At 50.6% G+C, this 8,072-nt stretch carries 7 protein-coding genes; 5 read left to right on the top strand and 2 right to left on the bottom strand.

Annotated features, from left to right (window positions below; genetic code table 11):
* Nucleotides 1–277 precede the first annotated feature (277 nt).
* The gene (locus I2G61_RS11485) at nucleotides 278–535 is read left to right on the top strand and encodes a hypothetical protein (RefSeq protein ID WP_072682955.1); all 258 of its coding nucleotides are present in this window, start codon (nucleotides 278–280) and stop codon (nucleotides 533–535) included.
* A gap of 16 nt (nucleotides 536–551) precedes the next feature.
* The gene (locus I2G61_RS11480; protein WP_195548300.1) at nucleotides 552–1,154 is read left to right on the top strand and encodes a hypothetical protein; all 603 of its coding nucleotides are present in this window, start codon (nucleotides 552–554) and stop codon (nucleotides 1,152–1,154) included.
* Nucleotides 1,155–1,353: 199 nt separating this feature from the next.
* On the opposite strand, the gene I2G61_RS11475 is transcribed toward I2G61_RS11480, so the two are convergent.
* Entirely contained in the window at nucleotides 1,354–1,992 is a 639-nt protein-coding gene (locus tag I2G61_RS11475; protein WP_072682957.1) for a TetR/AcrR family transcriptional regulator, read from the bottom strand.
* Between the two features lie 294 nt (nucleotides 1,993–2,286).
* Here I2G61_RS11475 and I2G61_RS11470 point away from each other — a divergent pair, with 294 nt between their 5' ends.
* Nucleotides 2,287–3,156 carry a DegV family protein gene (locus I2G61_RS11470; protein WP_072682958.1) on the top strand — a complete coding sequence of 290 codons (870 nt, stop codon included), beginning with the start codon at nucleotides 2,287–2,289 and terminating at the stop codon, nucleotides 3,154–3,156.
* A 201-nt stretch (nucleotides 3,157–3,357) separates the two neighbouring features.
* Here I2G61_RS11470 and I2G61_RS11465 read toward each other — a convergent pair whose 3' ends face one another.
* A complete protein-coding gene (locus tag I2G61_RS11465) occupies nucleotides 3,358–4,026 on the bottom strand; it encodes a DUF4272 domain-containing protein (protein ID WP_195548299.1) in 669 nt (222 codons plus the stop codon).
* A 239-nt stretch (nucleotides 4,027–4,265) separates the two neighbouring features.
* On the opposite strand from I2G61_RS11465, the gene uvrA reads away from it, so the two are divergent.
* Nucleotides 4,266–7,091, top strand: coding sequence for an excinuclease ABC subunit UvrA (uvrA, locus tag I2G61_RS11460; protein WP_072682960.1), 2,826 nt, complete (start codon nucleotides 4,266–4,268; stop codon nucleotides 7,089–7,091).
* A 4-nt stretch (nucleotides 7,092–7,095) separates the two neighbouring features.
* Nucleotides 7,096–8,067, top strand: a complete 972-nt coding sequence (gene hprK / locus I2G61_RS11455; RefSeq protein ID WP_195548298.1) for an HPr(Ser) kinase/phosphatase — start codon at nucleotides 7,096–7,098, stop codon at nucleotides 8,065–8,067.
* The last annotated feature ends 5 nt before the right edge of the window (nucleotides 8,068–8,072 follow it).

The following is an 8,072-nucleotide window of genomic DNA, read 5'->3' as shown; positions in this document are numbered from 1 at the left end:
CGCGGCGAGAATAGCTATGCCTGCCATAGTGAACGTAGCTCGTTGCCAGGTTCTCCGGTTCCCTTTCTCAGGGAGCCTTTTTTTGTTTCTCGCATCATTCAAACCCAAACAGATGATAAAGCACGTTGTATAAATTGAACGTGTGGAAAATTAATTCGCAGAGAAAAAGGCAGAATGCGGCTTCAATAAAGCGGAAAATTTCTTTCCTGATCGCAGCGACGTCAAGCTTGCGGCTCAATTTGTGAAGAAATATAATTGAAAATAAGGAGGATGAACAATGAGAACAAGAATCTACAATAAATGCACTGACGCAGAAATTACGGAATATTTGAAAAACGGCGGGGATACGCTGTTTATGAGCGTCGGGGTGACTGAACTTCACGGTCAGCTTCCGGTGGACTGCGAATCCATTCTGGCAGAAGCCGCCGCCATCATGATGGCGGAGAAGGCTGATGGGCTGGCGGTGATTAATCTTCCATTTTTTCATGCCGGGGCCAACCGCGATCGGACAAAGTACGGTGAATATCTCCATTAAAGCGGGATATGATTACTTGAAAACTCTGGTTTATGCCTTTTATAAACTGGGATTCAAGCGGATCTTTTTCCTGAGCATGCATGGACCGGCCTATCTGACGATCAATTCCGTCTGCATGGATTTTTTTCATGAAACACAGAATCCAATATGTCATCTTGAGCTTGGCCACGTCATGGAAATCGCAAGGGAAAACGGTTGGGAATGCGGCGAGGATCGCATGGAAACATTCACAGATTTGATGTATGGTGCGTATAAAGCGATGAATCAGCTGGAATTCATTCCGGTTCTGCCTGACTTTGATCGGGAAGCCTTCCTGACTAAACGCCGGGAAGGAAATGCGAAACAATGGTTTAAGAAAGATTTGCATAAACTGAATTCCGGCACCGGCGGATTCGGCTCGTTCTATGCGGAATTAGAAGAACATGGCGGACTGGAGTATTCTGTTACAGAAGAAGAACGCGAACAGCGCGGAGAGAAAGGTTTAAAGCTGCTGCAGGACATGATCGAAAAATTTGATCCCCGGCATTTCAGCACGCTGCTTCAAGCTCTGGATCAGGCGGTGAATGAAGAGATTGTTCCCCGTTATCCGCACTTAAAGATGGATAAGCCGTATAAATAAGAAATACGGAATATTGGGATTCTCATAAAAAAACCTGTTGATTTTGCCTTATTGAAGGACAGAATCAACAGGTTTTTTACAATGTGTTCAGATAAAGTGTTCCAGAACCGATCAAGCTGCGATGCGAAATCCCCGGTTTCAAAAGGGCAAAGTCGGAAAAAAGCGAACGCCCCACTGGCTGGGAGTGACCTCTTGCACTTTACTGAAAACTCTGCGAATGTGAGTTTGCGGCATCGAGTAATTCCTGCTGCTTTTGACGAAACACGCCGTTGACACCGTCAAAGATAAGCAAACCGGTAATTTTGGAAATCTCTTCCAATGAAGGCTCTGATTCATTCGCATCGAACCACTGCTGATAAACGGCGATCAAACCGGATGCGATGAATTCCAGCACATATTGCGGCAAAACCGTATCGTTGGGGAAGTATTTATCAAATTGAATCAGAAGATGATCTTTGATGACGCCTTTAATTTTATTTAACAAGTGACTATGCCCTGAGGATTGAAGCAGACAATGGAAAAACTCCGCGTCCTGATTGATCATCGCCGTTAATTTCTCGAACAGGGGATACGGATTCAGCCGTTCTGCGGAAAAATCCGTACTGTCCAGAATCTGAATCAGCGATTGGATGATTTCGTTTTCAATATCGTTAAGAACATCGTAAATCGAATCATAATGAGTATAAAAGGTCTTGCGGTTAATCAACGCGGTATCCGCTATTTCTTTAACAGTAATCTGTTCGATTCGTTTAACGCCCATAAGTTGAATGGTTGCGCCGATAATTGCTTTTCGTGTTTTGATCACGCGCTTGTCTTTTGCATTTAAGTTTTTTTCCATATCCTCACCTGATTTGAGCCTAGTATAATCCCCATGTGTTGCTTATGTCAATAAAGAAGCAGGTTTGTTGAATAAAAGCCTTTCTATTTCATTCCAGAGCAGAAAAATTTCTTAATAAAACAACAAATGCTGTGAAATAAGTCACATAAACCACGCTGCACAAGAATCTGACCGTTGTTTCAGATAACGATAGGGCTTATACTTCTATCATCCAATAAGTACCAGGTGTTGCTTATTCTCCAAAATGATAAAAAAACACCATGACTTGTAGTTTATAACGAGGAGGAAGTTCCTATGAGCGAATTTATTCTGATGACTGACAGCACGGCGGATATGCCGGAGTCTTTCTATCGCGAGAATCAGATTCCTGTTTTATCCCTGACTTATACACTTGACGATCATACCTATACGCTGGCGGACAGCCTGCCGATGACGCAATTTTATGACAAGCTCCGGCAGGGCGCAATGCCAGTCACTTCCCAGGTGAATCCTGAAGCGGCCTTGATGGGCTTTCGCGAAGCGGCGCGGCAGGATAAAGACATTCTGTGCGTGTGCTTCTCATCGGCGCTTAGCGGCACGTACAACAGCTGCCGGATCGCGGCACAGATGTTGAGTGAGGAAGGCTTCAGCCGCCGGATCGTCGTGATCGACTCGTTGTGCGCTTCAACGGGAATGGGATTGCTTCTTTATCAGGCCAATCAGATGAAAGTCAGCGGCGCTTCGCTGGATGAAACGGCGGCGTGGATTGAAGCGCATAAGCTGAACGTCTGCCATGTGTTTACCGTGGATGATCTGAATCATCTCTACCGCGGCGGACGGGTGTCGAAGACCGCCGCCATTGTTGGCTCAATGATCAGTATCAAACCGATCCTGCATGTCGACGACGCCGGCACGCTGCAGGTGATCGGAAAAGTCCACGGCCGCAATAAATCATTGAAGACGCTGGTAGATCTGATGGAAGAAAAAATGGGCAGCTGGAAAGACAAAGATGAGATTTTCATGATCTGCCAGGGCGATGTCCAGCCGGAAGCTGAACAGGTTGCGCAGATGGTGAAAGACCGCTTCGGTATTTCCCAGTCGCTGATCAGTTATACCGGACCGGTGATCGGCAGTCATACCGGCGCGGGCGTTATCGGCTTGTTTTTCATGGGTGATCACCGATAATCCTATTGAATAAACGGATAAAAAAGACACGTCTTCTCCTTTTTCAGGCAAGCAGCTGTCAAAGGAAGGGGTTCGTGTCTTTTTGATTTAAGAAAAATTTCCAAGATCAAACAAAGCTGAAAAGGATATCAAAAAAAACAGCTTTCCTGCGGTATTCCGCAGGTAAAGCCGTCTCCTTAAATAAAGATCGCCGATTTCACTTCAGGTATTGCAGCTGACGTGATCCCAGTCATTCTGTCCGTCGACGTCGATCAGCCAGTTCAGTCCCCAATGCCGTTCATAGACGACTTCGCTGTTCAAGCCGGCCGGAGCCGGTTCGCCTTTGATCCGCGCGTCGACGCACGCCCAGTCATAGCGGAAGATTAAATCCGCTTCGTCGAGAATGTCGTCGATCGGCCGCAGCTGCACGTCCTTCATGAATTCGTCAAACGTCGCTTTGGTGCTGACGACTTCAATTGCTTTCTGACAATCGCAGATCTGATCCGGGAAGGCCAGCGAATCGACCAGACCCAGCGCCCAGATCAGCGGCCAGTAGGCTTCGTATTTCCAAACCATGTTGACCCAGTCCTGTTCCGTTGCCGTATCGTTAAAGATCGCTTTTTCTTTCTCCGTCAGAAACAGCCGAACGCCGAAGCGGTCTAACAGTCCAGTCATAAACAATCGCGAGTCCTCAACGTCCTGTTGGTTCTGTAAATCGCAGGCCAGCTGGATCGTGATCAGGCAGCAGATCGCCCGGCGCGCGATTTCCTCGGCGCTGCGCAGGCGGACGTCGTCGGCGGTTTCAATGACTGGCAGATGTTCAATATAAGGCACGCCCTGCTCTTTCAGCAAAGCGATGGATTGTTGCTTTCTCTCTTCAGCGCTTTTCATGGCAGCCTCCTTTTTTTATCTCCTCTATTCTATCACGAACAGGTGATGAAAAGCTGACGTCTTTGTCAACGATTGTTGAAATTCATAAATTTAACTTGAATATCGTTCAAGAAAAGCTTGCGGCAGTTCCGCTCACCCTCTATAATAAGGAGGAAGTAGTCATTCCCAAGCATTTTTTTAAAGAATGATGTACAATAGAAGCACTCTTGGGAAAGCTATATGAAGCGAGGTGTAAGAACATGCAACATGATAAAATTGTGATTAAAGGCGCGCGTGAAAACAACCTTAAGAATATTGATCTGACGATCCCGCGGGATAAGCTGGTCATCATGACAGGTTTGTCCGGATCAGGGAAAACGTCGCTGGCGTTTGATACGATCTATGCGGAAGGACAGCGTCGGTATGTCGAGTCGTTAAGCGCCTATGCGCGGATGTTTTTGGGCGGTGTGGAGAAACCGGACGTCGATTTGATCGAAGGCTTGTCGCCGTCGATTTCGATTGATCAGAAGACCACGAGCAACAACCCGCGTTCGACTGTCGGCACGGTCACGGAAATCTACGATTACCTGCGGCTTTTGTATGCCCGCGTGGGCGTTCCGTATTGCCCGGTTCATAACGAACCGATCGTTTCCCAGACGATCACGCAGATGGTCGACCGGATTATGGAACAGCCGGAAAAGACGCGGCTGGAGATCCTGGCTCCGGTAGCGCATCGGGAAAAGGGAACGTTTAAGGACGTCTTTGAGAAACTGTTGAAAGACGGTTATCTGCGGGCCCGCGTCGACGGACAGATGATTCTGCTGGAAGACGTCAAACCGTTAGAGAAAAACAAAAAGCATTCGATCGACGTCGTTGTCGACCGAATTGTGAAAAACGACGGTATCCGCTCCCGGCTGCATGATTCACTGGAAACGGCAGTGAAGCTGGCCAATGGCATCGTCGTGGTGCTGGCAGGCGAAGATGAGCTGTTGTTCTCTCAGAATTATTCCTGTCCAAAGTGCGGCTTCTCGGTTCCGCGACTGGAACCGCGGTTATTTTCGTTTAACTCGCCGCTGGGGGCGTGCGACGAATGCAAGGGTCTGGGCATCACCCAGCGGGTGGACATTGATTATCTGATTCCGGATCGGTCGAAGTCGATCCGCAAGGGCGGCATCGTGTATTACAAAAATATTGTCGACACGGAGAACATTGAATGGCAGACATTCAATACCTTGTGCCGATATTACCATATCGACCTGGATAAACCGATTCGGGATTTCACGCCGGAAGAACTGGAAATTGTTTTATACGGTTCTAAAGAACCGATTGCTTACAGCATCGCTTCCCGTTCCGGCAACCGCTTCAGCCGCAACGATTACATTGAAGGCGTCAAGACGTTGATCGAGCGGCGTTTTGTCGAAACAACCTCGACGATGTCGCGCGAATGGTATGCTTCGTTTATGGCGGAGTCGCCGTGTCCGAAGTGCGGCGGTAAGCGGCTGAACGAGATGGCGCTGAGCGTGCGCGTGGGCGGCAAGAACATCTATGAATGGACGACGATGTCGGTCATTCAGGCGCTGGACTTTATGAAAAACCTGCAGCTCGATCCAATGCGGGCGGAGATCGCAAGATTGGTGATTAAGGAAATTGTCAGCCGGCTGACGTTCTTGAAGGACGTGGGTCTGGAATATCTGACGCTGGACCGGCTGGCGGGCACGTTGTCCGGCGGTGAGGCGCAGCGGATCCGGCTGGCGACGCAGATCGGCTCACAGCTGACCGGCGTACTGTACGTGCTGGACGAGCCGTCGATCGGGCTGCATCAGCGTGATAACGCGCGGCTGATCAAGACGTTGAAGAATATGCGCGATCTGGGCAACTCGCTGATCGTCGTCGAGCATGACGAGGAAACGATGATGGAATCCGACTGGATCGTCGATATCGGGCCGGGCGCAGGCGTGCATGGGGGCGAAGTGATCGCCAGCGGAACACCGCAGGAAGTCATGCAATGTGAAAACTCGATTACCGGCCAATATCTCAGCGGCCGCAAAAAGATCGACGTTCCGGACAAACGCCGCAAGGGCAACGGTTTGTTTCTGGAAATCAAGGGCGCGCAGGAGAACAACCTGAAAAATGTGAACGTCAAGTTCCCGTTAGGCACCCTGACCGTCGTCACCGGCGTCAGCGGCAGCGGCAAATCCTCGCTGGTCAATGAAATCCTGTGCAAAGCTGTGCAGCATTCGCTCGGCCGCACGCGCATCAAGCCGGGCAAGCACAAAGCGATCCTGGGCTTGGAAAACATCGATAAGGTGATTGAGATCTCGCAGGATCCGATCGGCCGCACTCCGCGTTCCAACCCGGTCACCTACACCGGCGTGTTCGACGATATCCGCGATCTGTTCACCCAGACGCCGGAAGCGAAGCTGCGCGGCTATGACAAGGGGCGCTTCTCCTTCAACGTCCGCGGCGGCCGCTGTGAAGCATGTCAGGGCGATGGCGTAAAGCGGATTTCGATGCACTTTCTGCCGGACGTCTACGTACCGTGCGAGGAATGCCATGGCAAGCGCTACAACGAGGAAACGCTGCAGGTCACCTATAAAGGGAAGAACATCTACGATGTGCTGGAGATGACGGTTGAGGAAGCGATCGAGTTCTTCTCCTCCATCCACCGCATTAAATCCAAGCTTCAGACGCTGCATGACGTCGGCCTGGATTACGTCAAGCTGGGCCAGCCGGCGACGACGTTGTCCGGCGGCGAAGCGCAGCGTGTCAAGCTGGCGAGCGAGCTGCAGCGCAAGGCGACGGGCAAGACCGTCTTCATCCTGGATGAACCGACGACCGGCCTGCATACCCACGACGTTAAAAAATTACTTGCGGTCTTACAGCGAATCGTCGATAATGGAGATACGGTCATTGTCATCGAGCACAATCTCGATGTGATTAAATGTGCCGACTACATTATTGATATTGGCCCGGAAGGCGGCGATCAGGGCGGTACGATCATCGCTAAGGGCACGCCGGAACAGATCGTCAAGGTGGAAAAGAGCTATACCGGCCAATATCTGAAATCCATGCTTGAGAAAGGATGAGGCTATGGAATACGAAGGCAAGGTCATGATCAGCGAGCTGCAAAGTTATTTTAAATTTGAACAGCTCTCTGGCAATGAGGAATCATTAAACCGATGGGTGATCGTACCGGATGTCAATCGTCCGGGCTTGGAGCTGGCGGGCTTCTACAAGCATACCGAGCCGCGCCGGATCGTCATCATCGGCGATAAAGAACAAGCGTATATCGACACGCTCTCCGTGGAAATCCAGCGAGAGCGTTTTGAGCAGCTGACCGACGGGTATACGCCGACGATCATTCTCACCCATCACCGCGAATGTCCGCCGGTGCTGCTGGAAGTCGCGGGATACAAGAATTTCCCGATTTTCCGCACGGCGATGACGACCTCCCGGCTGATGGTCGATCTGATCAGCTTTCTGGACGAACGTCTGGCGCCGTCTGACAGTATTCACGGCGTTTTGATCAGCGTCTATGGCAAGGGCGTGCTGATCTGCGGCGAAAGCGGCATGGGCAAGAGTGAAACCGCGCTGGAACTGATCCGCAAGGGCCACATTCTCGTCGCGGACGACCGCGTCGACGTGGTCCGCGTCCACAACAGCATCATCGGTCATTCCCCGGAGCTGCTTCAGGGAATGCTGGAAATCCGCGGCATCGGTATCATCGACGTCGCCAAGATGTTCGGCGCGAGCGCGTTATTGCCTTCGGCAACGATCGACCTGGTCGTGTCGCTGGAGAAGTTTGATTCCAGCGCCGAATACGCACGGGTGGGAATTGAAACGGAACAGTTCATGCACATTCTGGAGGTCGACGTGCCGAAGATCGTGCTTCCGGTCAAAGAAGGCCGGACGATCGCGGTCCTGATCGAATCAGCGGTCACGAATTTCCGCCTGAAAGAAATGGGCTTCGACAGCGCGAAAGCGTTTGAAAACCGGGTGTACGACTACATCGAGCGGCAGAACGCCGCCAATGCGGCTGTCCCGGAAACAGAAAAGGAGTAATCAAC

It is taken from the genome of Holdemania sp. 1001095H_141210_F2 (assembly GCF_015558105.1).
In the GTDB taxonomy this organism is placed as follows: Bacteria; Bacillota_I; Bacilli_A; order Erysipelotrichales; family Erysipelotrichaceae; genus Holdemania.
This window is presented reverse-complemented; position numbering and strand designations above follow the sequence as displayed.

Excerpts from the sequence above, each read along its gene's own strand:
- hprK (WP_195548298.1), top strand. The coding sequence starts at position 7,096 with ATGGAATACGAAGGCAAGGTCATGATCAGCGAGCTGCAAAGTTATTTT.
- I2G61_RS11470 (WP_072682958.1), top strand. The coding sequence starts at position 2,287 with ATGAGCGAATTTATTCTGATGACTGACAGCACGGCGGATATGCCGGAG.
- uvrA (WP_072682960.1), top strand. The coding sequence starts at position 4,266 with ATGCAACATGATAAAATTGTGATTAAAGGCGCGCGTGAAAACAACCTT.
- I2G61_RS11465 (WP_195548299.1), bottom strand. The coding sequence starts at position 4,026 with ATGAAAAGCGCTGAAGAGAGAAAGCAACAATCCATCGCTTTGCTGAAA.
- I2G61_RS11475 (WP_072682957.1), bottom strand. The coding sequence starts at position 1,992 with ATGGAAAAAAACTTAAATGCAAAAGACAAGCGCGTGATCAAAACACGA.
- I2G61_RS11485 (WP_072682955.1), top strand. The coding sequence starts at position 278 with ATGAGAACAAGAATCTACAATAAATGCACTGACGCAGAAATTACGGAA.